Annotated in this window: 24 protein-coding genes and 1 tRNA gene; 9 read left to right on the top strand and 16 right to left on the bottom strand. The window is 68.3% G+C overall.

The features are described from left to right. Nucleotides 1-7 precede the first annotated feature (7 nt). From msrB to ACP7A3_RS04755, 4 genes are all read right to left on the bottom strand, one after another. On the bottom strand, nt 8-457 hold the full coding sequence (gene msrB / locus ACP7A3_RS04770) for a peptide-methionine (R)-S-oxide reductase MsrB (protein ID WP_017979758.1): 450 nt from the start codon (nt 455-457) through the stop codon (nt 8-10). Nucleotides 458-467: 10 nt separating this feature from the next. Continuing rightward, nucleotides 468-1,235, bottom strand: a complete 768-nt coding sequence (locus ACP7A3_RS04765; RefSeq protein ID WP_426255157.1) for an SDR family NAD(P)-dependent oxidoreductase — start codon at nt 1,233-1,235, stop codon at nt 468-470. Next, a complete protein-coding gene (locus ACP7A3_RS04760; RefSeq protein WP_147036850.1) occupies nt 1,232-1,801 on the bottom strand; it encodes a type 1 glutamine amidotransferase domain-containing protein in 570 nt (189 codons plus the stop codon). Before ACP7A3_RS04760 ends, ACP7A3_RS04765 begins: the two co-directional genes overlap by 4 nt. 163 nt (nt 1,802-1,964) lie before the next feature. Continuing rightward, nucleotides 1,965-2,390 carry an organic hydroperoxide resistance protein gene (locus ACP7A3_RS04755; RefSeq protein WP_017979755.1) on the bottom strand — a complete coding sequence of 142 codons (426 nt, stop codon included), beginning with the start codon at nt 2,388-2,390 and terminating at the stop codon, nt 1,965-1,967. A 109-nt stretch (nt 2,391-2,499) separates the two neighbouring features. Between ACP7A3_RS04755 and ACP7A3_RS04750 the strand changes: the two genes are divergently transcribed. Further along, on the top strand, nt 2,500-2,961 hold the full coding sequence (locus ACP7A3_RS04750; protein ID WP_426255340.1) for a MarR family winged helix-turn-helix transcriptional regulator: 462 nt from the start codon (nt 2,500-2,502) through the stop codon (nt 2,959-2,961). On the opposite strand, the gene ACP7A3_RS04745 is transcribed toward ACP7A3_RS04750, so the two are convergent. The 6 genes from ACP7A3_RS04745 to ACP7A3_RS04720 all read right to left on the bottom strand — a co-directional run bounded on the left by ACP7A3_RS04745 (nt 2,929) and on the right by ACP7A3_RS04720 (nt 8,824). Continuing rightward, on the bottom strand, nt 2,929-4,092 hold the full coding sequence (locus ACP7A3_RS04745) for a copper resistance protein B (protein WP_426255158.1): 1,164 nt from the start codon (nt 4,090-4,092) through the stop codon (nt 2,929-2,931). The two genes, ACP7A3_RS04750 and ACP7A3_RS04745, sit on opposite strands and share 33 nt — an antisense overlap. Continuing rightward, nucleotides 4,089-5,876, bottom strand: coding sequence for a copper resistance system multicopper oxidase (locus ACP7A3_RS04740; RefSeq protein WP_426255159.1), 1,788 nt, complete (start codon nt 5,874-5,876; stop codon nt 4,089-4,091). Before ACP7A3_RS04740 ends, ACP7A3_RS04745 begins: the two co-directional genes overlap by 4 nt. Before the next feature lie 37 nt (nt 5,877-5,913). Further along, nucleotides 5,914-6,096 (bottom strand): DUF1289 domain-containing protein, encoded by a 183-nt coding sequence (locus tag ACP7A3_RS04735; RefSeq protein ID WP_426255160.1) that lies wholly within the window; start codon nt 6,094-6,096, stop codon nt 5,914-5,916. A 21-nt stretch (nt 6,097-6,117) separates the two neighbouring features. Next, entirely contained in the window at nt 6,118-7,539 is a 1,422-nt protein-coding gene (locus ACP7A3_RS04730; RefSeq protein ID WP_426255161.1) for a DEAD/DEAH box helicase, read from the bottom strand. A 109-nt stretch (nt 7,540-7,648) separates the two neighbouring features. Then, nucleotides 7,649-7,978: a hypothetical protein gene (locus tag ACP7A3_RS04725; RefSeq protein WP_426255162.1), complete on the bottom strand. Its 330-nt coding sequence runs from the start codon at nt 7,976-7,978 to the stop codon at nt 7,649-7,651. Between the two features lie 357 nt (nt 7,979-8,335). Further along, nucleotides 8,336-8,824, bottom strand: coding sequence for a hypothetical protein (locus tag ACP7A3_RS04720; RefSeq protein WP_043059165.1), 489 nt, complete (start codon nt 8,822-8,824; stop codon nt 8,336-8,338). A gap of 122 nt (nt 8,825-8,946) precedes the next feature. On the opposite strand from ACP7A3_RS04720, the gene ACP7A3_RS04715 reads away from it, so the two are divergent. The 3 genes from ACP7A3_RS04715 (at nt 8,947) to ACP7A3_RS04705 (ending at nt 11,926) form a co-directional block, all read left to right on the top strand. Next, complete coding sequence (locus tag ACP7A3_RS04715) at nt 8,947-10,380, top strand: FAD-binding oxidoreductase (protein WP_426255163.1); 1,434 nt, start codon at nt 8,947-8,949, stop codon at nt 10,378-10,380. 69 nt (nt 10,381-10,449) lie between these two features. Beyond that, nucleotides 10,450-11,220 carry a SapC family protein gene (locus tag ACP7A3_RS04710; RefSeq protein ID WP_017979745.1) on the top strand — a complete coding sequence of 257 codons (771 nt, stop codon included), beginning with the start codon at nt 10,450-10,452 and terminating at the stop codon, nt 11,218-11,220. 151 nt (nt 11,221-11,371) lie between these two features. Further along, a complete protein-coding gene (locus tag ACP7A3_RS04705; RefSeq protein ID WP_426255164.1) occupies nt 11,372-11,926 on the top strand; it encodes a cytochrome b in 555 nt (184 codons plus the stop codon). 209 nt (nt 11,927-12,135) lie between these two features. Here the strand turns inward: ACP7A3_RS04705 and ACP7A3_RS04700 are convergent, their stop codons facing one another. Then, entirely contained in the window at nt 12,136-13,053 is a 918-nt protein-coding gene (locus tag ACP7A3_RS04700) for an N-formylglutamate amidohydrolase (RefSeq protein WP_426255165.1), read from the bottom strand. Nucleotides 13,054-13,155: 102 nt separating this feature from the next. Between ACP7A3_RS04700 and cpdR the strand changes: the two genes are divergently transcribed. Both cpdR and ACP7A3_RS04690 read left to right on the top strand, forming a co-directional pair. After that, nucleotides 13,156-13,533: a cell cycle two-component system response regulator CpdR gene (cpdR, locus tag ACP7A3_RS04695; protein WP_017979742.1), complete on the top strand. Its 378-nt coding sequence runs from the start codon at nt 13,156-13,158 to the stop codon at nt 13,531-13,533. Nucleotides 13,534-13,594: 61 nt separating this feature from the next. Beyond that, nucleotides 13,595-13,669 (top strand) — tRNA-Val (locus ACP7A3_RS04690). Between the two features lie 90 nt (nt 13,670-13,759). On the opposite strand, the gene glpK is transcribed toward ACP7A3_RS04690, so the two are convergent. After that, entirely contained in the window at nt 13,760-15,250 is a 1,491-nt protein-coding gene (gene glpK / locus ACP7A3_RS04685) for a glycerol kinase GlpK (protein WP_426255166.1), read from the bottom strand. A gap of 121 nt (nt 15,251-15,371) precedes the next feature. Between glpK and ACP7A3_RS04680 the strand changes: the two genes are divergently transcribed. Further along, nucleotides 15,372-16,877 (top strand): glycerol-3-phosphate dehydrogenase, encoded by a 1,506-nt coding sequence (locus ACP7A3_RS04680; RefSeq protein ID WP_426255167.1) that lies wholly within the window; start codon nt 15,372-15,374, stop codon nt 16,875-16,877. Between the two features lie 119 nt (nt 16,878-16,996). Here ACP7A3_RS04680 and xylA read toward each other — a convergent pair whose 3' ends face one another. The 3 genes from xylA to ACP7A3_RS04665 are packed head-to-tail and all read right to left on the bottom strand — an operon-like array spanning nt 16,997 to nt 20,829. Continuing rightward, on the bottom strand, nt 16,997-18,304 hold the full coding sequence (gene xylA, locus ACP7A3_RS04675) for a xylose isomerase (RefSeq protein ID WP_426255168.1): 1,308 nt from the start codon (nt 18,302-18,304) through the stop codon (nt 16,997-16,999). Nucleotide 18,305: 1 nt separating this feature from the next. Continuing rightward, entirely contained in the window at nt 18,306-19,748 is a 1,443-nt protein-coding gene (gene xylB, locus ACP7A3_RS04670; protein ID WP_426255169.1) for a xylulokinase, read from the bottom strand. A gap of 4 nt (nt 19,749-19,752) precedes the next feature. After that, on the bottom strand, nt 19,753-20,829 hold the full coding sequence (locus ACP7A3_RS04665; RefSeq protein ID WP_426255170.1) for a glycoside hydrolase family 43 protein: 1,077 nt from the start codon (nt 20,827-20,829) through the stop codon (nt 19,753-19,755). Nucleotides 20,830-21,280: 451 nt separating this feature from the next. Here ACP7A3_RS04665 and ACP7A3_RS04660 point away from each other — a divergent pair, with 451 nt between their 5' ends. After that, nucleotides 21,281-22,309 (top strand): LacI family DNA-binding transcriptional regulator, encoded by a 1,029-nt coding sequence (locus ACP7A3_RS04660; protein ID WP_147037040.1) that lies wholly within the window; start codon nt 21,281-21,283, stop codon nt 22,307-22,309. 126 nt (nt 22,310-22,435) lie between these two features. Then, nucleotides 22,436-23,881, top strand: a complete 1,446-nt coding sequence (locus ACP7A3_RS04655) for a sugar porter family MFS transporter (protein WP_426255171.1) — start codon at nt 22,436-22,438, stop codon at nt 23,879-23,881. 19 nt (nt 23,882-23,900) lie between these two features. On the opposite strand, the gene ACP7A3_RS04650 is transcribed toward ACP7A3_RS04655, so the two are convergent. Then, the gene (locus ACP7A3_RS04650; RefSeq protein ID WP_426255172.1) at nt 23,901-25,166 is read right to left on the bottom strand and encodes a hypothetical protein; all 1,266 of its coding nucleotides are present in this window, start codon (nt 25,164-25,166) and stop codon (nt 23,901-23,903) included. Nucleotides 25,167-25,175 lie beyond the last annotated feature (9 nt).

Genomic DNA, 25,175 nt, shown 5'->3' with positions numbered 1-25,175 from the left:
CGTCGGATCAGCCGACGTCTTCGACCTGATCCAGATAGGCGCCGTAGCCTTCCGCTTCCATCGCATCGCGGGGCACGAAGCGCAGCGAAGCGGAGTTGATGCAATAGCGCAGCCCGCCGCGATCGCGCGGACCATCGGGGAAGACATGGCCCAGGTGGCTGTCGCCATGCTTCGAACGCACTTCGGTGCGCACCATGCCGTGGCTGCGATCGTGCAGTTCCTCGACGTTGGCGGGCTCGATCGGCTTGGTGAAGCTCGGCCAGCCGCAATGCGATTCATATTTGTCGGTCGAGGCGAACAGCGGTTCGCCCGAGACGATATCGACGTAAATGCCCGCGGCCTTGTTGCCGAGATATTCGCCCGTACCGGGGCGTTCTGTGCCGCTTTCCTGCGTCACATAATATTGTTCGGGCGTCAGCTTCGCGATCGCTTCGTCGGTCTTGCGGTAATCGGCCATGGTCGGCTCCTCAGCTAAGCGGCGGTTGTCCGTTGGAGGCCGAGAGGCCGCCGTCGACGGGCAGGTTCACGCCGGTAATATAGTGCGCGTCCTCGCTCGCCAAAAAGGCGATGGCCCCGGCGATGTCGGCAGGGTCCGCGCCGCGGCCGATCGGGATGCGTTCTTCGAACTTGGCGATGAGGTCGGGCTGTTCCTTCATGCCCGCGGTCAGCGCGGTATAGGTGAGCGACGGGTTGACCGCATTCACGCGCACACCGGCCTTCGCCTCGTCCATCGCCAATGCACGGGTGAAGTTGGTAACCGCACCCTTGGCCGCGCAATAGAAGCTGTGGTTCCAGTCGCCGCCAAGGCCTGACACCGAAGAGATGTTGACGATGCAGCCCTTGGCCGCGCGCAGATGCGTGATCGCCGCCCGGCTCATCTGGACGACGCCGTACAAATCGGTTTCGATCACCTTGGAAAAGGCGCTGAAATCGCCTTCGTCGAGCTTGCCAAGATGGTCGATACCGGCGTCGTTGACCAGCACGTCGATGCCGTCGAAGCGGCTGAAGGCAAGGTCGACCAGCGCCTCGCAATCGGCCATGCGGCTGACGTCCACCTCCAACGTCTCGACCGTATCACCCAGCTCCACGGCGAGGCGCTTGAGCCCCGCCGCGTCCTTGTCGCCGAGCACGAGGTGCGCGCCCTCCGCAGCAAAGCGCCGCGCCGCGCCCTCACCGATGCCGGAGGCGGCACCGGTGATGACGACGACCTTGCCGGCGAACCGATTGCTGTTCACGCGCTCGCGGCCTGCTCGGCGTGGCGACCTTCGGCAACTTCCTCGATCAGCTTTGCGCAGAAAGCGGGAAGGTCGTCGGGGTTGCGGCTGGTGACGAGGCCCTTGTCGACGACGACCTCCTGATCGACCCAATTGCCGCCCGCGTTGCGGATGTCCGTCTGCAGGCTGGGGAAGGACGTGAGCGTGCGGCCCTTCACCACATCCGCCTCGACCAGGGTCCAGGGCGCATGGCAGATGGCGGCGACGGGCTTGCCGGCTTCGAAGAAGGCGTGGACGAAGGCGACGACCTCCTTCGAGGCGCGCAGCTTGTCGGCGCCGACGCTGCCGCCGGGGATGACGAGGCCGTCGAACTGATCCGCGGACACGTCGCCGATCGCCTTGTCGACCGTGAAGGTCTTGCCGGGGTCGAGGTCGTTGTTCACCGTCTGCGCCTCACCCGTTTCCAGGCTGATGACGACGACCTTGCCACCGGCCTGTTCGACGGCATCCTTGGGCTGCGCGAATTCGGGTTCCTCGGTGCCGCGGGGGGCGATGAGAATGGCGATCGTCTTGCCGTCGAGGGTCATGGAATGTCTCCGAAGGTCAGGGAAGTCTTTGGAAAGGGGCTCCCTCGAACGATCGATTTTGGCAGCGGTTGCGTGGGGGGCGGGATAAACTCGGACGCCCCCGAAACGACGGCGGGGCGCTGCCGCGATCGGCAACGCCCCGCTGTTCTAAGCCTATTGCGGATCAGGCGAGCGTCAGGCCGACGTCGACGTTGCCGCGGGTCGCGTTCGAATAGGGGCAGATCTGATGCGCGGCATCGACCAGCTGCTGCGCCTGATCGCGCTCCAGGCCAGGCAGGTCGACGAGCAGATCGGCGGTGATGCCGAACCCGCCGGCATCCCGCGGGCCGATCCCCACGGTCGCGGTCACGGTGGTGGCGTCGGGCACCTTCACCTTCAACTGCTGACCGGCGGCCTTGAGCGCGCCGATGAAGCAGGCCGAATAACCCGCGGCGAACAATTGTTCGGGGTTGGTGCCGTCGCCACCCGCGCCGCCCAGTTCCTTCGGCGTCGACAATTTGGCTTCGAAGCGGCCGTCCTCGCTGCGGGCATTTCCTTCACGGCCGCCGGTGGCGGTGGCGCGGGTGGCGTATTTGACGTCGACGGACATGATGAATGCTCCTTGCTAAAATTGTTATTGCAACAATATATATCGCGATACTGATTTGTCCAGTGGCGTTTCAGCGTGGAGGAAAAGCGTGTACGACCTGTCGATGACCATGCCGCCGTCCCACCCGCTGTCCCTGGACGAGCAACTCTGCTTCTCGCTGTACAGCGCGTCGATCGCGATGACGCGCGTGTACAAGCCGATGCTCGACCGGATCGGCATCACCTATCCGCAGTATCTGGTGCTGCACGCCTTGTGGGAAGAGGACGGGCGGACGATCGGGGCGATCGCCGAACGTCTGTCGCTGGAATCGAGTACGATCACGCCGCTGGTGAAGCGGCTGGAGGCGGGCGGGCTGGTGCGGCGGGCGCGGGATACGAGGGACGAGCGGCAGGTGCGGGTGGTGCTGACCGAGGCGGGGCAGGGGCTGCGCAGCGAGGCGACATGCCTGGCGCAGGCGGTGTTCGCGAAGACCGGGCTCAGCATCGACGAATTGCGGACGCTGACGCAGAATGTCCGGCGGTTGCAGCGCGCGCTGGCGTCAGAACCAGCCGCGGATGCCGAGCGCGAGTGACACGCCACCACTGCCCTCGCCATCCGCGCGGGCGTAGCGTGCGGTGTCGCCGTAGCGGCGTTCCCAGTTGATCCCGACATAGGGCGCGAATTCGCGGGCGATTTCGTAGCGGAGGCGCAAGCCCGCCTCGACGCTGGACAGGCCGGCACCGATGCGGGCGTCGGGTTCGTCCTGGGCGGCAAGGTTCACCTCCACGCGGGGTTGCAGGATCGCGCGCTGGGTCAGGCGCTGGTCATACCATGCCGAACCGCGGGCGCGAACGCCCTTGTCGGAGGCGAACAGCGTCGCCTCGACGTCGAACCAATAGGGCGCGAGGCCCTCTACGCCGATCGCAGCATGCGTTCGGCCGCCGTTCGGGCCGAGATCCTGCCGGGCGCCGGCCAACAGGTTGAAGTACGGGCCGATGGCATGGGCGTAGAGCGCCTGCACCTCCGCCTGGTCGATCGATCGGCCGAACGTACCTTCGCCTTCGCTCTTCACCACGACGCGGTCGATATCGCCGCCGAACCAGCCTTCGCCGTCCCAGCGATAGCCGTCGCTGCCACGGCGGACCTGCACCTCGGCGAGGTTGAACAGGATTTGCGAGAAGCGCATGCCGCCATGCTCGGCGCGCATCGTTCGATCGGCAGCGGCCATGGCGGTGGGGTCGTAGAACCGATCGGCGGCGCGGGTGGTTGGGGGCGGGGGCGGCGGGGCGTTACCGGCGGGCAGGTCGGTGCCGTTTTTGATGGCCGCTGCCGCTGGCATGGCGTGCATGCCCGGCATCGCATGCATTCGCATGTCTTGGGGCATGTCGTGCGACATGGCCGGCATCGCAGCCTTGGGAGCAGCGGATGCCGCAGGCGTGCAATGGCCCATCGCCGCATGGTCGGGCGGACAGTTCGGATCGGTTGCAACGGGCGTCGCTGGCATGGCCATCACGTGATCCGGGCCGGGGTGAGCGTGGCTTTGCGGCCGTGCCGCCGAGCGGGTTGGGGGCTTGGGCTTCGTCTTGGGCTTCGGCTTGGTCTTGGCGGCGGGCTTCGGCGCGGCGGGCATCGTCATGCCGGGCATGCTCATGCCGTCCATATGGTGCATCTGCGCCAGCGCTGGCGCGGGGAGCAGGGCAAGGATCGCCAGCGCCGCCCTCATGCGGCATCCTCCGCGCGCACCGTCACGACCTGCATCATGCCGGCGTGCATGTGGTAGAGCAGGTGGCAGTGGAACGCCCAATCGCCGATCGCGTCCGCGGTCAGATCGAAGGTGACGATGCCGCCGGGGGCGACGTTGACGGTGTGCTTGCGCGGCGCGTGGTCGCCGTGACCCATGACCAGCTCGAAGAAATGGCCGTGCAGATGGATCGGATGCGCCATCATCGTGTCGTTGACGAGGCGAACGCGCACCCGCTCGCCGGCGCGGAACGGGATCGGCGCGGTGACGGCGTTCAGCTTCACCCCGTCGAACGCCCACATATAGCGTTCCATGTTGCCGGTGAGGTGGATGGTGAGCTGACGCGACGGCGCGCGGACGTCCGGGTTGCGATCCAATGCAACGAGATCGCGGTAGACGAGCACCCGGTGGCCAACGTCGGCGAGGCCCTGTGGTGGTTCGCCGGTGCGGTCCATCGGCATAGGGGCGACCGTCTGCACGGCAGGGGTCTTGGGCAGGCCGGGCGCGTTCGCGAAGTCGCGCATGCTGTGGTGCATCGGTTCCGCGGCGGCCGCGGGTTTGCAATGGCCCATGGCGGCGTGTTCGGGCGGGCAGGCGGCGGGCGCGGCGGCGTGGTCCATGCCGCTCATACCGGCCATGCCGTCCATGTGGCGTATGTCGCCCATGCCCATGTCGCCCATACCCATGTCGGCCATGGTGGCGAGCGGGCGCGGACGGAGAGCCGGCACCGGTGCGACCATGCCGACCTGCGGGGCGAGCGTGGCACGCGCCATGCCGGACCGGTCCCAGGCTTCGGCGGCGAGCGTATAAGCCCGCGCCTCCGGCTCCACGATCACGTCATAGGTTTCGGCGACGGCGATCTGGAATTCATCGACCGTCACCGGCCGGACGTTGAGTCCATCGGCCTGGACGATCGTCAGCGTCAGGCCGGGGATGCGCAGGTTGAAGTTCGTCATCGCCGAGGCGTTGACGATGCGCAGCCGCACCCGCTCGCCAGCGGCGAACAGCGCAGTCCAATTGTCGGCGGGGCCATGGCCGTTGATCAGATAGGTGTAGGTGCTGCCCGTCACATCGGACACGTCGGTCGGGTCCATCCGCATCGCGCCCCAGGCGAGGCGGTCCTTGAGCGGCTGGTCCTTGCCCGACAGCAGGCCGGCGAGCGTCTGCTTCTGGTAATTGAAATATCCGCCCTGCAGCTTCAGGCGGCGGAAGATGGCATGCGGGTGGAGCGGGCTGTGATCGGACAGGACGATCACATGTTCGCGGTCGCTCGCGATCGGGTCAGGGCCGGCGGGATCGATGACGATCGGGCCGTAATGCCCCATCTGCTCCTGCAGGCCCGAATGGCTGTGATACCAGTAAGTGCCCGCCTGGCGGATCGGGAAGCGGTAGGTGAAGCGGCTGCGCGCCGGAATGCCGGGGAAGCTGATGCCGGGCACGCCATCCATCTGGAACGGCAGCAGCAGGCCGTGCCAATGGATCGAGGTCTCTTCGTCCAGATCGTTGACGACGGTGAGCGTCGCGTCCTGCCCCTCGCGGAAGCGCAGCAACGGTGCCGGCACCGAGCCGTTGATGCCGATAGCATGTTGCGGCTTGCCGTCGATCGTCATCATCTGATGGGCGACGTGGAGCGTGACGTCTGGGCCGGTGAGCGTCGGCAGCGGGGCGGCGATGCCGGCGGACACAGGCTGCGCCCAGGCGGGGAGCCACGGCACGGCGGCGGCGAGCGGGGCGGCCTGCAAGAGATGGCGGCGCGTCAGGGGCAAGCGGGCATCCTTTGGCGGAACGGTCGCCGATATAGGGTCAGGGCCGCCGGTTCGACAGGGTGGCCATGATCGCGCGGCGCCGGTCGGGCGTCATCTGGCCCCAGCCGACGATCTCATCGATCGTACGGGCGCAGCCGCGGCACAGGCCGTCCGGCTCCATCACGCAGACGCCGATGCACGGCGTGTCGATCGCAACCGGGGACGTCCGCTCGATCACCATGAGGGCCGCCCCCGGATGCGCTCAGGGCGCGATCGTGGCGTGGAGGAAGTCCGGGATCGGGCCGTTCCAGCCTTCGTCCGGGCCGTCGTCACGGTTGGGGTCACGATCGGCGTAGCGATCGTCGCGGCGGGGACGGCGGCGGTCGTCGTTGCGTGGCTGCGGTGCGGTGGCGGCTGGGGCGGCAGCGGGACGGCGATCGTCGCGGGCCGGGCGGGCGGGGGCCGGTGCGGGTGCCTGCTCGACGGGGGCGCTGTCGTTCGCCTTGCGACCGCGGCGCGGACGGCGAGGTTCCTCGGCCGCCGGCGCGTCCGCCTCGGGCGCGTCGCCGAGATCGAGGCGTTCGATCGTTTGGCCGGTCAGCTTTTCGATATTCTGGATGTTCTCGGCATCCTCGCTGGTGATCAGCGTATAGGCGACGCCGGTCGCGCCGCCGCGGCCGGTGCGGCCGATGCGGTGGACGTAATCGTCGGGGTGCCAGGGCGCGTCGAAGTTGAAGACGTGGCTGACGCCCTTGATGTCGAGGCCGCGCGCCGCGACGTCGGAGGCGACCAGGATGTTGATCTTGCCCGACTTGAACAGGTCGAGTTCGGCAAGGCGTTGGGGCTGTTCCATGTCGCCATGGATTTCACCCGACTGGAAGCCGTGCTTTTTCAGGCTCTTGTTGAGTTCGCGCACCGTCGTCTTGCGGTTGGCGAAGATGATCGCAGTGCGCACCTCGTCCTGACGCAGCAGGCGGCGCAGCGCCTCGCGCTTCTTGAACGCGTTGGTCGCCGTCGGGACCAGATACTGTTTGATGTTGAGGTTGGTCGACGCCGGGCGCGACACCTCGATCGTCTTGGGATTGTCGAGGAATTTGTCCGCGAGTTTCTTGATCGGCGGCGGCATCGTCGCCGAGAACAGCAAGGTCTGACGCTGCTTGGGCAGCTTGGTGCAGATTTCTTCGATGTCCGGGATGAACCCCATGTCGAGCATGCGGTCCGCCTCGTCGATGACGAGCATCGAGCAGCCGGTGAGCAGGATATTGCCGCGGCCGAACAGGTCCATCAGGCGGCCCGGCGTCGCGATCAGCACGTCGACGCCCTTTTCCAGCGCCTTGATCTGGTCGCCCATCGACACGCCGCCGATCAGCAGGGCCATCGAAAGCTTGTGGCCGGCGCCGTATTTCTCAAAATTCTCGGCGACCTGCGCGGCGAGTTCGCGCGTCGGTTCGAGGATGAGGCTGCGCGGCATGCGCGCGCGGCTGCGGCCGTGCGCCAGGATGTCGATCATCGGCAGCACGAAGGCGGCGGTCTTGCCGGTGCCGGTCTGCGCGATGCCGATCAGGTCGCGCATCATGAGGACGCTGGGGATCGCCTGCGCCTGGATCGGCGTGGGTTCGCTGTAGCCCGCGTCGGTGACCGCGGTCAGGAGTTCGGGGGAGAGGCCGAGATCGGCGAAGCTCATGCCAAAAGGCTCATGCAAGGGTCCGGAAATAGACGCACACGGGTGCGGCACGCCGAGCGTCGCGCTTGCCGATCTGGGCGCGAAAGTCAAGGAAAGCGTGGGTGAGGCGCTATGACGGCGCGTGTCTGGCCTGCCTGGCGATGCGGGTCCGGCGTCCCCGTATCTTGAGGGGGACGGCGACGAGGACGAACAGCATCAGGGCTACGAAAAGCCAGAGCGGACCGGTCAACCCTTGCAGCCAGGCGATTAGGATGGCGCAGGGGACAGCGATCACCGGCGTGATCTTCGTCAGCCACCACAGCATCGCGCCCCAGCCGGGCCGATCGCGCATGCCTTTGCCGACGCTCAGCATGATGATCGTTGCCACCAGCTTCGCGCCCAAGGTGATAGCGACGATCCAGCTCAGCGTTGCGATCAGGGGGGAGGGGCTGAAGAGCATGGCGTCATCATGCGGCGGCGTTTGCGGGGTGACAAGTGGGGCGATTCGGGGGGCGCCGCGGTAGAAAACGGCGTGGAAGTGGACGATACGTTATGTCTGGAACGCCTTCCTCCCCGATGACGCGGTTCGGGTGGGGTTCGCCGTGTCAAAGAGCGGGCACGACGATAGGCATAACCGGGGCGTGTAGGACAGGGGGAAATGGTGGGGCCGACCGTGCGCCCAACTTCGTCATGCCGGACTTGATCCGGCATCCCGCTTCTAGCGCCGGTAGAAGAAGCGGGACCCCGGCTCTTCGGCCGGGGTGACGGGGAAGGTTTGGGATGGGCGCCCTCGGCTTCCGGACGGCGCGCCGCCCCCTCAGCGGGCGACCAGCGTCTTGAAGCGGGCGATGCCGCAGCTGGCGCCGGAGCGCATGCGCAGGACGTCGCGGTCGGCGCAGACCTTTCCGTCGGCCTTGGGGCGCAGATAGAAGCCGTTGTAGAAATCCATGGGCCCGCAATCGTCGTCGAGGTGCGCGCGCAGGCGCTTGCCGCCGGCCATCACCAGGTCGACCGCGTCGGGGGCGGAGACGAGCGCGCCGCCGATGTCGGCGACGGCGATGCATTTGGGCCCCTTCTTTTCCTTCCACTGCATCGGCTGCGGCACCGACAGCCGCGGCGCGGCGGCGGGGCCGCGCGCGGGGCCCATGCGCGGCACGCGGATGATAATGCGTTCGCGGACGGTCATCTGCGCGAACTGCACGCCGCTCAGCCGATCGGGCGACTCGCTGGCGGAGACCAGCACGGGCGCGGTGCCGGCCAGGAGCATGGGTGCGATCAGCGCGGCGGAAAACGCAGGGGTCGGCATGTTCGGTGTCGGCTCCTAGCGGCGATCGTTGAACGGAGGATGAATTTCGAGTCATCGGCGGCGACGGCGGGCAGGGGCCGCACATGGTTGAGCGACGCAGCGTCCGGGGGTAGCGGACGCGCATGACTCCCGCCCAATCCGCACTGCTTGCCGATCTCGCCCCAACGCTGGGGCCGAAGGGTATCGTGACCGATCCCGCCGATATCGCGCCGTGGACGATCGACTGGCGGCAGCGGTTTCGCGGCACCGCGCCGGCGCTGCTCGCACCGGCCTCGACCGCCGAGGTTGCGGCGGTGGTCGCCGCGGCGGCGCGGCATCGGGTGGCGCTGGTGCCGCAGGGGGGCAACAGTTCGATGGTCGGCGGGGCGACGCCGCCCGCCGACGGATCGGCGCTGATCCTGTCGCTGCGCCGGATGAACCGGATGCGGAGCGTCGATGCGGCGGCGGGGCTCGCCGTCGCCGAGGCGGGGGTGATCCTGTCCGACCTGCACGATGCGGCGCTTGGGCAGGGGCGGCGCTTTCCGCTGACGCTGGGGGCGAAGGGCAATGCGACCGTCGGTGGCCTCGTCTCGACCAATGCGGGCGGCACGCAGGTGCTGCGCTTCGGGTCGATGCGCGGGCTGGTCGCGGGTGTCGAGGCGGTGCTGGCGGACGGCAGCGTGCATGACGGGCTTGCCGCACTGAAGAAGGACAATCGCGGTTACGACCTGACGCAATTGCTGGTCGGCGCGGAAGGGACGCTGGGGATCGTCACGGCGGCGACGCTGCGGCTGGTGCCGCTGCCCGCCACACGTACGACCGCCTGGGCGGCGACGGGCGATCCGCAGGCGGCGCTGGCGCTGCTGCGCCGGTTCCAGGCGGCGACCGAGGCGCTGGAGAGTTTCGAGATCCTGCCCGCCGAATCGCTCGCGGCGGTGCTGGCGCATGTGCCGGGTGCGCGGGCGCCGGTGGCGGGGCCGCATCGCTGGCACCTGCTGATCGAGCAGACCGACCCGCGCGGTGCGGCGCTGACCGAGGCGGTGCTGGCCGACGCGCTGGCGGACGGGCTGATCCAGGACGCGACGATCGCGGCGAGCGAGGCCCAGGCGGGGGATTTCTGGCGCATCCGCGAATCGATCTCCGATTCGGAGCGCGCGTTGGGGCCGGCGTCGCAGCATGACATTTCGGTTCCGGTCGAGGGCATGCCGCGCTTCATGATCGGGGCGGCGGCGGCGTGCGAGGCGCGCTTTCCCGGGACGCATGCCAGCGGCTTCGGCCATCTAGGCGACGGCAACATCCACTTCCACGTGCGTGCGGCGCCCGGCACGGACCCGGCGCGCTGGTATGCCGAGGATGTGCCGGTGGTGACGCGCTTCGTCGACGATCTGGTGATCGCCGCGGGGGGATCGATCGCGGCCGAACATGGCATCGGCCAGATGAAGCTACACGAGCTGGAGCGGCTGTCGTCGCCCGCACGCCTTGCGGCACTGCGCGGGGTGAAGGCGGGGCTGGACCCGCTCGGAATCCTGAACCCCGGCAAGCTTGTGACGCTTGCGCCGGGGCAGCCGGATCAATAGAGCAACGCGCCAGCGTGCGGCCCGCAGACATTGCGGGTCCGCAAACTATCCACGACGGAGAGAGTTCCCATGGCCAGCGCGCCGCTTCCCCTGTTCTACAACGGCCTGGAGCCGCTCTCGAGCGAGACGCACGCCACCTGGCGCGTCCGCCAGCTGGATGCCGCCCCCTTCCTGGTCGGCCAGCACGCCATTCCGATCACCACCGACGAATTCCCGCTGGTGCAGCGTTTCATGCCGATCGTCTTCTCGATCGGTGACGATGCCATCCCGCTGGCGCTGATGGGCCTGAACGAAGGCGTCAATGTCTTCGTCGGCGACGACGGCAAGCTGACCGAAAACAACCTGTACGTCCCCGCCTATGTCCGCCGCTATCCGTACATGCTGGCACGCCTGCGCCCGGACAGCGAAGAGCTGTCGCTGTGCTTCGACCCGACGTCGGAAGCGATCGGCGCGTTCGACGAGGGCGATGCGCTGTTCGAAAACGGCCAGCCGAGCCAGGTGACGAAGTCGATCCTTGATTTCTCCGAACAGTTCGAACAGGCCGGCGCGCGCACGCAGGCGTTCATGAACGAGCTGCGCGAGCTCGACCTGCTGATGGAAGGCGAGGTTACGATCCAGCCGGAGCAGGAGCAGCCGCCGTTCGTCTATCGCGGCTTCCAGATGGTGAACGAGGAAAAGCTGGCCGCGCTGCGCGGTGACCAGCTGCGCAAGATGAGCCAGTCGGGCATGCTGCCGCTGCTGTACGCGCACCTGTTCTCGCTGTCGCTGATGCGCGAGATCTTCGGCCGCCAGGCGCAGCAGGGCAAGATGCCGCAGCCGCAGTTCGCGCCGGTCGGCTAACGACCGGGGCCGTTCCGCCAGCCGGAACCGCCGATACTTAGACGGGCGGGTGTCGCATTGCGCGACGCCCGCCCGTTTGCATTTGGGCAGCCCGCTTGACCCGGTCGCCGATCCGGCGGACTGTCGTTCCGACCTCGAAAGGACATGACGGATGACAGGCTGGGCTCGCGACGCACGCTATTCGACCGTGGCGATCGCGTTTCACTGGACGATCGCAGTGCTGATCATCGCCAATCTGATCATCGGCATCGGGCATGACGGTATCCCCGCGCTGCGGCCGCTGATGGGCGCGCATAAGGCGATCGGCATCACCGTGCTGGCCCTGACGCTGGCGCGCGTCGCCTGGCGGATCGCGCATCGGCCGCCGCCGCTGCCCGCGCACATGCCCGGCTGGGAAAAGGGGCTGGCGCATGCGACGCACTGGTCGCTCTACCTGCTGATGCTGGCGCTGCCGCTGACGGGCTGGCTGATGGTGAGCGCGCCGCCGACCGACGGGCCGGCGCGGCCGCTGACGTGGTTCGGTCTGTTCGACATTCCGCGCCTGCCGGCCAGCGCGGGGGCGGCAGGCTTCGGGCATGAAGCGCACGAGCTGCTCGGCTGGGTGATGGTGGCGCTGGTCGTGCTGCACGTCGCCGGGGCGCTGCGCCATCATTTGATCCTGCGGGATACTGTACTGGCGCGGATGGTGCCGATGCAGCGCCGTTGAGACGAACGTTCATGATGGTGCGGTGAAAAAAACGTCACGAAGTGTTGCGGGGGTTGAACCAAATCGCGCCTCGCCTATTTTGTGACTTGTACGGCGCTCGTGTCCCCCCTTTCGCGAGACCGTATGGCACACCTTCGGGTGTGTCTCCTCCCTGAACCTTGGCCACTCCGTGCTTTCAGCACGGGGTGGTTTTTTTATGTGCCCGCGTCTTACTCGGCGGCGAGGGCGAAGGGGGGCGTGCCCGCCATCGCTTCGTCCGCGACGGCGGCGAGCAGGCTGCGCAGCAGCGCGACGGTGCGATCGAAGCCGGGGCCGAGGCCGTCGAGCCGGGAGTCGAGGTACAGCGCGCGGTCGATCTCGACCTGCACGGCATGGATGCCGCGGGCGGGCGCGGCGTGGGTCTGCAGGATATGCGCGCCGGCATAGGGCGTGTTGCGCTGCGTCGCGATGCCCATCTGCGCCGCCGCGCCCTCGATCCGCGCAAGGAAGCGCGCATCGCTGGTCGCGCCGAAGCGATCGCCGAGGACGAGGCGCGCGTGCGGGCCGACCGTCGGCATCGAATGGATGTCGACCAATATTGCGACACCGAAGCGGGCGCGCGCCGCGGCCAGCGTGGCGGCGAGCGTCGCATGATAGGGGCGATGATCCTCCGCAATGCGGCGCGCAACGTCGGCGCCGGTGAATCGCCCGCGCCACAAATCGCCCGCACCGCCCGCACGACGCGGCACTAGGCCCAGGCCGCTGCGGATCTTCATCGACTGGCCGGACTGCGCCTGCGGGCGGACGCCGTCGTCGACGCGCGGGTCGCGCTCATATTCGCTGCGGTTGAGATCGATCCAGGCGCGGGCGCGGCGCTGCACCAGCATCGTCTCGTTCGTCTGCGCGGCGCGGGCGACGGCATCGACGTGGCGATCCTCCAGCACCACCAGCGCGGATTCGGGCAGGCGCAACGCGGCGCGCAGTGCGGGGGGATAGTCGCGGCCCGCGTGCGGCACCGAGAGGACGACGGGACTGGCCGGCGCGGGCGGAGTGTCGAGGCCGGAGGGGCTTTGCGGCGAGGCGAAGCGTGTGCCGTGGGACACATTGTGCGCCTGTGCGCCGTCGATCCGGTCGAACGAAGCGTCCATCTGTGGCACGCCTTAGCCCATCCGCGCGTTCGGCGCTCTGGAAATCTTCATATCTGCCGGTCCATACAGGATCGACCGCAACGCTAAGGACCCGAAAAGGCGATGATCCGTATCCTGCTGGCCGAAGACGACCAGGTCATGCGCGAATATCTGACGCGGGCGCTGGAACGCGCGGGCTATGCCGTCGCCGCGGTCGACCGCGGCACGGCGGCGATCCCGCTGCTCGAAACCGAGCCGTTCGACCTGCTGCTGACCGATATCGTGATGCCCGAGATGGACGGCATCGAACTCGCCCGCCGCGCCGCCGAAATGGTGCCGGGCCTGCGCGTGATGTTCATCACCGGCTTTGCCGCGGTGACGCTGAAGGCGGGTCGCGAGATGCCCAACGCACGCGTCCTGTCCAAGCCGTTCCACCTGCGCGATTTGGTCGCCGAGGTGGACCGCGTGTTCGAAATGGGCAGCGCCAGTGGATTAAATTGAGCGCGGCGTGAAATCAGGGCTTGCCAGCCCGAAGCAACCTGCTAATTGGCCCACCTCCGGCGGGCGTGTAGCTCAGTGGTAGAGCACTGTGTTGACATCGCAGGGGTCGCAAGTTCAATCCTTGCCACGCCCACCATCGAAAACCCCGCTAGGCCAACGGCTTAGCGGGGCTTTTGGTTTTCAGGCCCTTGCGCCTGATTTGGCGACCGTCGCCATCCTCTATCGATCACTCGGCGTGGCGCAGCGTGCGGCGCAGGGCGTCGTGCCAGCCGGCGACGAGCGTGGCGCGGCGATCGGCGGGCATGGCGGGTTCGAAGCAGGCGTCCCGGGCCCAGAGGCGTTCGAGTTCGGGCAGGCCGGACCAGATGCCGGTGGCGAGGCCGGCGTGGAAGGCGGCGCCGCGCGCGGTGGTTTCGAGGTCGGCGGGGCGCTCGATCGGCACGTCGAGCAGATCGGCGAGGAAGCGGCACAGCCAGTCGTTTGCGGCCATGCCGCCGTCGACGCGAACGCTGGCAGGATGACCGCCGCCGTCGGCGATCATCGCCTGGACGAGATCGAGCGTCTGATAGCCGACCGCCTCCAGCGCCGCGCGGGCGAGATGCGCCTGCGTCGCCCCCAGCGTCAGCCCGAAGATCGCGGCGCGCGCCTCCGCATCCCAATGCGGCGCGCCGAGGCCGACGAAGGCGGGGACCATGTAGACGCCGTGGTTGTCGGGCACCTGCGTCGCCATGTCGTCGGTATCGCGGGCGTGGGTGATGACGCCGATGCCGTCGCGCAGCCATTTGATCGCCGCGCCCGCGACGAAGATCGAGCCTTCGAGCGCGAAGGTGGTCTGCCCGTCCAGCCGGTAGGCGGGGGTGGTGAGCAGGCGCTGTTGCGAGCGGATCGCCTCCGTTCCCGTATTGAGCAGCATGAAGCAGCCGGTGCCGTAAGTGGATTTCGTCATGCCGCGGGTGAAGCAGGCCTGGCCGAACAGCGCGGCCTGCTGGTCGCCCGCGATCCCCGCGATCGGGATGGGCACACCGAACAGGTCGGGCGCGGTGGTGCCGAAGATGTGCGCATTGTCGTGGACCTGCGGCAGGATCGCCATCGGCACGCGGAGCAGGCGGCACAGCTCCGCGTCCCAGTCGCCGGTGCGGATGTTCCAGAGCAATGTGCGGGCGGCGTTGGTGACGTCGGTTGCGTGCGTCGTGCCGCCGGTGAGGCGCCAGAGCAGGAAACTGTCGATCGTGCCGAAGGCGAGGTCGCCGCGGTCGGCGCGGGCGCGCGCGCCGGGGACGGTATCGAGGATCCAGGCGATCTTGGTCGCGGAGAAATAGGGATCGAGCAACAGGCCGGTCGCCTCGCGCACCTTATCCTCGACGCCGTCGCGGCGGAGCGCGGTGCAGACGTCGGCGGTGCGGCGGTCCTGCCAGACGATGGCGCGGTGGATCGGCTGGCCAGTGGCGCGGTCCCAGACGACGACGGTTTCGCGCTGATTGGTGATGCCGATGCCGGCGATGTCGTGCGCGCCCACGCCGCTGGCGTCGATCGCCTCGCGCGCGGTGGACAGGACGTCGCGCCAGATATCCTCGGGGTCATGCTCGACCCAGCCGGGCTGGGGGTAATGCTGCGCGAATTCAGTCTGGGCGACCGCGACGCGGCGCGCCTGCGCGTCGAACAGGATCGCGCGCGTCGAGGTTGTGCCCTGATCGATCGCGAGAATGTGCTTGGCCATGAGGGTCCTCTCCCGTCCGACCCTCAGTGTCGCGGGCCGGCGGGCGGCGTCAATGGCGTGGGCCGATTTTCGGATCGCACTGCGGCGGTTCGGCGTTAGGATCGCCGGACGGAGGGCGTGCGTGGCGGAGACGGATTACGACCTGCTGATCGTCGGCGGCGGCATCAACGGCGCCGGGATCGCGCGCGATGCGGCGGGGCGGGGGCTGACCGTCCTGCTGGTCGAGGCGGACGATCTGGCCGGGCACACGTCGTCGGCATCGACCAAGCTGATCCACGGCGGCCTGCGCTATCTGGAATATGGTGAGTTCCGACTGGTGCGCGAGGCGCTGATCGAGCGCGAGCGACTGTGGGGCATGGCGCCGCACATCATCTGGCCGCTGCGTTTCGTCCTGCCGCAGACGCATTCGCCGCGGGCGGCGTGGATGGTGCGGCTGGGGCTGTTCCTCTACGACCATCTGGGCGGGCGCAAACGGCTGCCGGCGACCGAGACGGTGGGGCTGGCGACGACGCCCTATGGCGCGGGGCTGCGCGATACGGCGGGCAAGGCGTTCGTCTATTCGGACTGCTGGGTCGAGGACAGCCGGCTGGTCGTGCTGAACGCGCGCGATGCGGCGGATCGCGGGGCAACGATCGCGACGCGGACGCGGCTGGTGCAGGCACGGCGCGAGGGCGAGCGCTGGGTCGCGACGATCGCCGATGCCGCAGGCGAGCGCATGGTGTCGGCGCGGGTTCTGGTCAACGCGGCGGGGCCGTGGGTGGACGATGTGCTGGCCCGCGTTGCGGGCGGACATGCCAAGAACGCCGTGCGGCTGGTGAAGGGCAGCCATATCGTCGTGCCGCGCCTGTATGCCGGCGACCATGCCTTCATGCTGCAGAACCCGGACCGGCGGATCGTCTTCGCCATTCCCTATGAAGGCGACTTCACGCTGATCGGGACGACCGACCAGCCCTGGGAGGGGGCGCCTGCGAAAGCCCACATCGATGCGGGCGAGACCGCCTATCTGCTCGACACCGCCAACCGCTATTTCGCGCGCGGATTGCGCGAGAGCGATATCGTGTGGAGCTATGCCGGGATCCGGCCGCTGCACGACGACCATGCCGGCAATGCCTCTGCGGTGACGCGCGATTATGTGCTCGACCTCGACGCGGGGCCGGGGCGGGCGCCGATGTTGAGCATCTTCGGCGGCAAGATCACGACCTATCGCAAGCTCGCCGAACATGCGCTGGCGGAGCTGGGCGCGGTGCTGCCGGATATGGCGGGGGCGTGGACGGCGGGGGCGGTGCTGCCGGGTGGCGACTTGCCCGGCGGGGATTTCGAGGCGTTCGTGGCGGCGCTGGTGCGGGCGCGGCAAGGGCTGCCGGCGACGCTGCTGCGGCGGCTGGCGCGCGCCTATGGCACCAGGGTGGCGGCGGTGCTGGGCGATGCGCAGGCGATGCGCGATCTGGGCGAGGATTTCGGCGGCGGGCTGACCGCGCGCGAGGTAAACTATCTGGTCGTGCAGGAATGGGCGCGGACGGCGGAGGACGTGCTGTTCCGGCGCAGCAAGCTGGGGCTGCATGTGCCAAACGATACGGCGGCGCGGGTGGCGGCGTATCTGGCGGCGCGGGTCAACCGGACGCTTTGAGTGTTCTTCCGTTCGTGCTGAGCCCGTCGAAGCACGGGTTTCCATGGGGACGGCGTCGCGTGTGGCGACCCGCCCTTCGACGGGCTCAGGGCGAACGGTGATGAGGGTGGGCTTACCCTTTACCGCACGCGGGTGATGATATTCTCGATCCGCTCCTGCTGGCCCGAGCGGGGGCGGGGATTGAGGTTCTGGCTGACGGCGAGGTCGGCGATGGCGGCAAGGTCGCCGCCGGCGATCTGCTGGCCCAGGGCGCCGGCCCAGCCCGAGTACCGCTCGGCCTTGATCGCATCGAGGCGGCCGTCCTCGATCAGTGCGGCGGCGTTGAGCAGCCCCTTCGCCACGACGTCGATCCCGCCGACGTGACCATGGAACAGGTCGGCGGCGTCGATCGACTGGCGGCGGACCTTGGCATCGAAGTTGAAGCCGCCCGTCGTAAAGCCGCCCGCGCGCAGGATTTCGAGCATCGCGAGCGTCATCTCCTCGACAGAGTTCGGGAATTGATCGGTATCCCAGCCGTTCTGCGGATCGCCGCGATTGGCGTCGATCGAACCGAAGATACCGAGCGCGCCCGCCGTCGCGATCTCGTGCTCGAACGTGTGGCCCGAGAGGGTCGCGTGGTTCGCCTCGATATTGACACGGACCTCGTTTTCCAAGCCGTAGCGCTTGAGGAAGCCGTACACCGTTGCGGTGTCGAAGTCGTATTGGTGCTTGGTCGGTTCGTGCGGCTTGGGTTCGATCAGGATCGTGCCGGTGAAGCCGATCTTATGCTTGTGATCGACGACGAGGCTGAGGAAGCGGCCGAGATTGTCGAGTTCGCGCTTCATGTCGGTGTTGTGGAGCGTCTCATAGCCCTCGCGACCGCCCCACAGCACGTAGTTGGCGCCGCCGAGGCGGTGCGTCGCTTCGAGGGCGTCGCGCACCTGCATCGCGCCCCAGGCGAACACCTCCGGATCCGGGTTGGTGGCGCCGCCAGCGGCATAGCGCGGGTGGCTGAACAGATTGGCGGTGCCCCACAGGAGCTTGCGGCCGGAGGCGGCCTGGAGCTGTTCGAGGTGATCGACGGCGTCCGCGAAATGTGCACGGTGTTCGGATACCGTCGTGGCATCGGCCATCACGTCGACGTCGTGGAAGCAATAATAGGGCACATCGAGACGCGTGAAGAAGTCGAACGCGGTGCGGCGTTTTTCAGCCGCCGCGGCGGCATCGTTGGCGCCGCGGTGCCAGGGGCGATCGAAGGTGCCGCCGCCGAAGACATCACTGCCCGGCCAGCAGAAGGTGTGCCAGAAGCAGGCGGCGAAGCGGAGGTGCTCTTCCATCGTCTTGCCGAGGACGACGCGGGTCTTGTCGTAATAGCGATAGGCGAGCTCGGTATCGCTGTCCGGCCCTTCGTAGCGGATGGTCGGAATGTCGGCGAAGTAATCGGCCATTTTAGAGGCTCCTGATGCGGGAATAAGCGTCGCGGAAGGCGGCGTATTTGGGGGCGAGACGGTCGCGCAGGGCGGCGTCGGGTTCGATGACGTGCGCGGTGCGCGGCGCGACGCAGACGTCGGCGGGCGTGCCGCCGTCGACCGCAAGCTGCGCGAGGCGGGCGGCGCCGAGCGCGGGGCCGACCTCGCCCCCGTCGAGATAGACGAGGCGCGCGTCGAGCGCGGCGGCGAGCGTTTCGCCCCAGTATAGCGAGCGGGCGCCGCCACCGATGACGGAGAGCTGCTCGATCGTCGTGCCCGCCTCGCGCAGCACGCGCACGCCATCCGCCAGCGCGAAGGCGACGCCTTCGAGCACGGCTTGCGCCAGGCGTTCGGGGCCGGTGTCATGGTCGAGGCGCAGGAAGGCGCCGCGGACCTGCGGATCGTTGTGCGGCGTACGCTCGCCGGAGAGGTAGGGGAGGAACAGTTCGGGGCCGCTGGCCGGGCCGGCCTGTTCGGCGCGGGCGAACAGATCGGCGGCGCCGCGCACCCCGGTGAGCCGCGCCACCCAGTCGATGCAGGCGGCGGCGGAAAGGTGGACCGCCATCTGATGCCACATGGCGGGCACGCAATGGCAGAAGGCGTGGACCGCGCCGGCGACATTGGGGCGGAAGTCCTGCGTCGCGACGAAGATGACGCCCGACGTGCCGAGCGAGAGCAAGGCGTCGCCGTCGCGCACCGCACCGACGCCGGCGGCGCCCGCGGCATTGTCGCCGCCGCCGCCCGCGACCGGGACCGGCGCCATGCCCCATGGCTCGGCGACCGCGGGAAGCAGCGTGCCGGCGGTGTCGCTGCCCTCGACGAGGCGCGGCATCTGGTCGGTCGTCAGGCCGGTGGCGGCGAGCAACGTCTCGCTCCAGCTCCGGGCGGCGACGTCGAGCCACAGCGTGCCGGCGGCGTCGGACATGTCCGAGGCTTTCTCGCCGGTCATCAGCAGGCGGACATAGTCCTTGGGGAGCAGCACGGTGTTGATCGCTGCGAACGTCTCGGGTTCGTGGCGGCGGACCCAGGCCAGCTTGGGCGCGGTGAAGCCGGGCATGACGAGATTGCCACCGCGCTCGCGGAAGGCGGGCGTCGCGGCGTCGAGGCCGGCGCATTCGGCGAAGGAGCGGCCGTCGTTCCACAGGATGGCGGGGCGCAGCGGCCGGTCGTCGGCGCCGAGCAGAGTCGCACCGTGCATCTGGCCGGCCAGGCCGATGCCGCGAACCGATCGCCGCACCGCGGGGTCGATGGCGAGGACCGCGGCACAGGTCGCCTGCCACCAGGCGACGGGGTCCTGTTGTGACCATAGGGGCTGTGGGCGCTGGACGGTGAGCGGGGCGGTGCCTTGCGCGACGAGCGTGCCCGACGCGTCCACGACGACCGCCTTGACGCCCGACGTGCCGATATCGATGCCGAGGAACATGCCCTCAGTCCTTGAACGGATCGATGGTCTGGATGCTGCCGTCCGGGGTGAAGTGCAGCTGCGTCACCTTGGCGGAGCGCAGGTGGTTTTTCCCCGACGCTTGCGTGTCGTGGTAGAACAGCCACCACTTGCCCTGAAATTCCACGATCGAATGGTGCGTGGTCCAACCCTGTACGGGCTTCAGGATATGCCCCGCGTAGCGGAACGGGCCGTAGGGCGAGGTGCCGGTGGCGTAGTTCAGATAGTGTGTGTCGCCGGTCGAATAGGTGAAATAATAGGTGCCGCCCCGCTTGAACATCCAGGCGGCCTCGAAGAAGCGGTGCTCGTGATCGCCGCCGAGGACGGGCTTGCCTTGTTCGTCGAGGAGGACGACTGGGCGCGGGCTTTCCGCGAATTGCTTCATGTCTGCGCGCATCCTGGCGACGCGCGGGGCGATCGCGGGCTGGTCGTCGCGGTGCAGGTCGGTGTCGCCGGCCTTGGCGTCGTAGCGATTGCCCTGCCAGCGCTGGAGCTGGCCACCCCAGATGCCGCCGAAATACATATAGCTGGCGCCGTCGCTATCGGTGAAGACGGCTGGGTCGATCGAGAAGCTGCCGCGGATCGGCTGGGGATCGGCCTTGAACGGGCCGGTCGGCGATTTCGACGTGGCGACGCCGATGCGGAAGACGCCGGCTTTGTCGCGCGCGGGGAAGTAGAGGTAATAGGTGCCGTTCTTATAGGCGGCGTCGGGTGCCCAGGTCTGTTTCGACGCCCAGGGGATCTGCGTCACGTCGAGCGCGACGGGGTGGACGGTGACCGGGCCACCGATCCGGTCCATGCTGAGCACCCGATAATCGTGCATCGCATACTGGTTGCCGAGATCGTCGTCGGCGATGCCGGCGTCGACGTCGTGGCTGGGATAGACGTAGAGCCTGCCGTTGAAGACGTGCGCGGATGGATCGGCGAAATAGAGGTCCTTCACCAAGGGCTGTGCGAGGTAGCGCTTGCCGTCGGGGCTGCGCGGTTCGGCGCTTTGCGCGAGGGCGAGGCCGCTCGACAACAGAGCAGCGAGCGCGAGCAGGCGGGTGCTGCGGGCGGGCATCGATATCGTCCTTCCTAAGATCGGCCTTCTGGCGAGGCCTGAAACGTCTGGATAGCGCTACCATATGGTGATCGTCATCCGTCGGCAAGGGCCGTTGGAGGTGATTTCGACGATCGGGCGCGGGGGGAGGCCGCGGCGTGCTGATCGTGCGTGGCGCGATGCGCGGCCCGATGTGGGTGATCTCGCAGGTGTTTGGCGTCGGACAGGGCGTGCCGATGATGACGCCGACGTGGAGCTGCCAGTGTCGGCCCGGGTCAACCGGCGGGGCGGCAGGAGACCAATTGGGGACAGCGGTACGGTAACGGTCGCAACGTGGCGCTTGCCGTGGACGCGCTTTTGCGTTCATGTCGGTCGGGCTGTTTCTCCTGGGACCCGATCCGCCCGCATGGCTTCCTCACCCCCTCCCTCGCGACCCTCCCGCCGATCGGGTTCGGCACCGACGATCAGCGATGTGGCGAAGCTCGCCGGCGTGTCGCCGATGACCGTCAGCCGCGTCATCAACGCCGAAACCAACGTGCGGCCCGCGACGCGCGATGCGGTGAACGTGGCGATCCAGACGCTGAACTATGCGCCCAATCGCGCCGCGCGCAGCCTGGCGGGGGCGGGGCAGTTGCGGGTCGGGCTGCTGTACAACAATCCGTCGGGCGGCTTTCTGTCCGAAATGCTGCTCGGCAGCCTGGATCAGGCGAGCCGCAACGACGTGCAGATCGTGATCGAGAAATGCGAGATCGGCGACGATCACGAGCTGGCGGTCGCACGGCATATGATCAAGGGCGGCATCGACGGCATCGTGCTGCCGCCGCCCCTGTGCGAATCGCCGGCGCTGCTCGACCTGCTGGCCCAGGCGGGCGTGCCGATGGTCGGGCTGGCGACCGGGCGCGCAGGCGAGGGCGGTCTGGCGATCGGGATCGACGATCGTGCCGCGGCGGTGACGATGACGCGGCACCTGATGGACCTGGGCCATCGGCGGATCGGCTTCATCGGCGGCGACCCCAATCTGTCGGCGAGCGGCGCGCGGCTGGCGGGCTATCGGGCTGCGCTGGAAGGGGCGGGGATCGGGATCGAGGACGGACTGGTCGTTGATGGCCTGTACACCTATCGGTCTGGGCTGGATGCGGCGGAGCAGCTGCTCGACCGCGCCGAACCGCCGACGGCGATCTTCTCGTCGAACGACGACATGGCGGCGGCGACGGTGGCGGTGGCGCACCGCCGCGGGTTGGACGTGCCGGGCGACCTGACCGTCTGTGGCTTCGACGATACGGTGCTGTCGACCGCGATCTGGCCCGAGCTGACGACGATCCGCCAGCCGATCGCCGATATGGCGCGGGGGGCAATCGAGGGGCTGGTCGCGTTGCTGCGTCGCCAGCGCGGGGGCGATGATGCCGCGCCCGAAGAGCCGACACGGCTGCTCGACTATACGTTGATCCGCCGCCAGTCCGACGCGCCGCCGCGGCGCCGCCCGCGGGTGATCGAGGGATAGGTCTGCCGCGGCACCCCGCGCGGGACGGCCACGGCACGCGCTCCAAACGACTTGACCGCCCAGAATGGCGTGATAGCGATATCACATTGCGCACGGCCGGCGGACGATCGGCATGAGGAGAGCGATGTGACGGACAGGCGGGGGGCGGGGCATGCCCCGGGGTATCTGGATGCCGGGCAGGGCGTCAATCACGGCTTCATCGCCGGCATCGTCGCGGTCGCGACGATCGGCGGCTTCATGTTCGGCTATGATTCGGGCGTCATCAACGGGACGCAAAAGGGGCTGGAGGCGGCGTTTTCGCTCGGCCACCTAGGAATCGGCGTCAACGTCGGCGCGATCCTGGTGGGGTCGGCGATCGGTGCGTTCGGCGCGGGGCGGCTGGCCGACGCGATCGGGCGGCGACGGGTGATGATGCTGGCCGCACTGCTGTTTCTGGTGAGCGCGCTGCTCGCCGGTGCCGCGGGCGGCTCGATCGTGTTCATCTTGGCGCGGATCATCGGCGGCCTGGGTGTCGGGGCGGCGAGCGTGATCTCGCCCGTCTATATTTCCGAAGTGACGCCCGCCGCGATCCGCGGGCGGCTGTCGAGCGTGCAGCAGGTGATGATCATCACCGGCCTGACCGGCGCGTTCGTCGCGAATTTCGTTCTGGCCCGCTATGCCGGCGGTTCGACCGCGCCGTTCTGGCTCGACTTTCCGGCGTGGCGCTGGATGTTCTGGCTGCAGGCGATCCCGGCGGCGATCTATCTGGCGGCGCTGACCGTCATTCCGGAAAGCCCGCGCTTCCTGGTCGCCAAGGGCCGCGAGGGCGAGGCGAAGGCGGTGCTGACCCGTCTGTTCGGCGCGGGCGAGGCGGAGCGCAAGGTCGTCGAGATCCGCAATTCGCTCGCCGCCGATCACCACAAGCCGAAACTGTCCGACCTGATCGACAAGACGACGGGCAAGATCCGCCCGATCCTGTGGGCGGGCATCGGCCTTGCCGTGTTCCAGCAGTTCGTCGGCATCAACGTCGTCTTCTATTACGGCGCCGTGCTGTGGGAGGCGGTGGGCTTCACCGAGGACAATGCGCTGCAGATCAACATCCTGTCCGGCGTGCTGTCGATCGCGGCCTGCCTGTTCACGATCGCGACCGTCGACCGGATCGGACGCAAGCCGCTGCTGCTGGTGGGATCGGCGGGCATGGCGGTGACGCTGGCGACGGTGGCCTGGGCGTTCTCCACCGCGGTCACCGATGCGGCGGGCGCGGTCAGCCTACCCGGACATAACGGCCTGATCGCGCTGGTCGCGGCCAATCTGTACGTCATCTTCTTCAACGCGTCGTGGGGACCGGTGATGTGGGTGATGCTGGGCGAGATGTTCCCCAACCAGATCCGCGGGTCGGGTCTTGCCGTGTCGGGCTTTGCGCAGTGGATCGCCAATGCGGCGATCTCGGTCAGCTTCCCGGCGCTCGCCGTGTCGCCGGGGCTGGCGGTCACCTACACCGGCTATGCGCTGTTCGCGGCGATCTCGTTCGTGTTCGTGCAGAAGCTGGTCCACGAAACGCGCGGGCGCGAACTCGAGGACATGCAGGGATAAGCGCGACCGGGCGCTGGCGTTACAGCGCCCAGTCGAGCTGCATCCACAGCTTTTGCGTGTCGGTGAACAGCCGGTCGGCGCGATAATCGGCATAGCGCAGGCTGGCGGTCGTCTTGCCGAGCTTGGCGCTCGCGAGCAGGTTGAGTTCATCGCCATAGCGGCGCGACAGGCGGTCGCTGTCGAACCGATGGTAGACGGCGGTCAGCGACACCGCCTTCAGCGTGCCGATCTGCTTCCACCCCCAGCCGGCGCTCGCATAGGCGTCGCGAATGCCGTCGGCAGGGGTGGTGGTGAGCTTGTCGGCCCAGCCCTGGAACTTGAAGATCGCCGAGAAGGGTGTCTGGAAGCTGGCGTATGCGGCGCCCGCGCTGGCGCCACGGCCCGCGCCGAGCACTTCATAGCCCCCGCCGATCTTCGGGCCGTTCAGGTCGACCGACAGGTCGGCGAGCCAGTAATCCGCGGCGTACATATTGGGGTTGCGGTGATAGTCGGACTGGCGCGCATAGCTGAGCTGATAGGCGAGCTTGGCGGTGCCGAGCGGCTGCGCGCCGGCCAGGCGGCCGCCATAGGTCTGGCTGGACAGGCGATAGCCCTGCACCGCCGCTTCGTCCTCATCGATCAGATAGGCAAAGCCCGTGACCTTGCCGATCGGCGATTCCCAGCCGAGGTTGGCGAGGACGGTGTTGCCGCCGATCGCGGTCGGCCGCGCGCCGCGCCCTTCGATGCCGTTCACCGTGCGGACCGACCAGACATAGCTGATGTCGGCCTTCAGGCCCTGCACGGCGGTGACCTCGGTCCGCACGGCGTCGAAGGTCTGGCCGTTGTTGCGGAACGCGGCGGCGCCGACGAAGCGTTCGTCGTCGAGCTGGATCACCTGTCGCCCCGCGGTGATCGCGACGCCCGGCGCAGCATAGCGCACCTGCGCGCGATAGATGGCGACGCTGTCGGGATCGGCGATCAGCGGGCGCAGCGTGGCGGGGCCGTGCAGGCCGTCGAAATAGTCGGGCAGGATCGCGAGGTTGCCCTGCGCCTGGACGAGGCCGGAGAGGCGGCCGATCGCAGCCTGCACGCCGGTGCGCAGCCGCACGGTCACCGCGCCGCTATCCTGCGGCAGGCCATCCTGTTCGACATGTTCGTACCGCAGCCGCGCCTCGGCAAGCGGCGTCACCGTCTGCGCCGCGGCAGGCAGCGCGGGAAGGACGGTGGCAAGGGCGAGAAGCGGGGCGGTGAGGCGCATCGATCGGGTCCGTACGGCATCGGTGTCGCGCAGGAATGCGCTGTCCATTGTCGACCT

The organism is Sphingomonas sp. DC5200-1 (assembly GCF_049897245.1).
Classification (GTDB): domain Bacteria; phylum Pseudomonadota; class Alphaproteobacteria; order Sphingomonadales; family Sphingomonadaceae; genus Sphingomonas; species Sphingomonas aquatilis.
Note: the sequence above shows the minus strand (reverse complement) of the source record. Positions and strands in the feature narration are given on the sequence as shown.